Source organism: Vibrio sp. D173a (genome assembly GCF_030248475.1).
In genome coordinates this window covers 1-766 of sequence record NZ_JAHGAH010001459.1, presented here as the reverse complement: position 1 = coordinate 766, position 766 = coordinate 1, and the positions used below count along the sequence as shown (strand labels likewise).

Annotated in this window: 1 protein-coding gene and 1 pseudogene; one reads left to right on the top strand and one right to left on the bottom strand. The window is 42.0% G+C overall.

Annotated features, from left to right (window positions below; translation table 11 throughout):
• The coding region (locus KIV40_RS34065; protein ID WP_285353863.1) for an NUDIX hydrolase at positions 1-257 on the bottom strand (257 nt) is incomplete at its 3' end.
• A 291-nt stretch (positions 258-548) separates the two neighbouring features.
• Here KIV40_RS34065 and KIV40_RS34060 point away from each other — a divergent pair.
• Positions 549-766: pseudogene (locus KIV40_RS34060) on the top strand (AAA family ATPase); the annotation flags it as partial.

The following is a 766-nucleotide window of genomic DNA, read 5'->3' as shown; positions in this document are numbered from 1 at the left end:
TCGTCTAGTTCTCGCTGGGCACAACCTAACGGCGTTTCGCCGGCTTCCGTTGTTCCTGCGGGAAGCTCTAGGATCCATTTTATAAGAGAAGGTCGAAATTGGTTAATTAGAATGACCTTTCCTTCGGACGTGATTGGGAGTATGACGGCTGCGCCGGGATGTTGGGTTGTGGTATGGGTTATCGAAGCCCCGGTAGGTAATGTAACACTCTCTTCTACAAGTGAGATGCTCTTCCATTTGTGGATTATTGTTTTCATGCAGTGGTAGCCACTTTCCTTGCCAATTGTCGGATATATAAGACGTCGACCACCTTAACGCCAAACATGTCGAAAATAAAAGAAAATTTCCGAATGGGTTCACACTCACTCATCACACATTGTGACTCTATTCTCAAATTTGGAATCTTTGATTACACCAAAATTACCAACCTAACCATCTGATATAAATGCGACTCAACAAAAAAATACACTTGTAACAAAGTGCTAACAAATGTATAAAAACATATCTACAATCATAATTATCTTGAACGTTTCCGGAGTTTTGCTGTGATGAACCCTTCTGTATCTTCCCATGCTGACAAAGCATTGCTCTCCGAACGAATCAATAAGCTTGCTCAGGCTTTATCTGACGGTGTTTACGAACGTGAAGACACCATCAAACTTTGTTTATTAGCTGCACTCGCAGGGGAGAGTGTTTTCTTGCTTGGTCCTCCTGGTATCGCGAAAAGTCTAATCGCGAAACGTTTAATACAAGCTTTTGATAACAG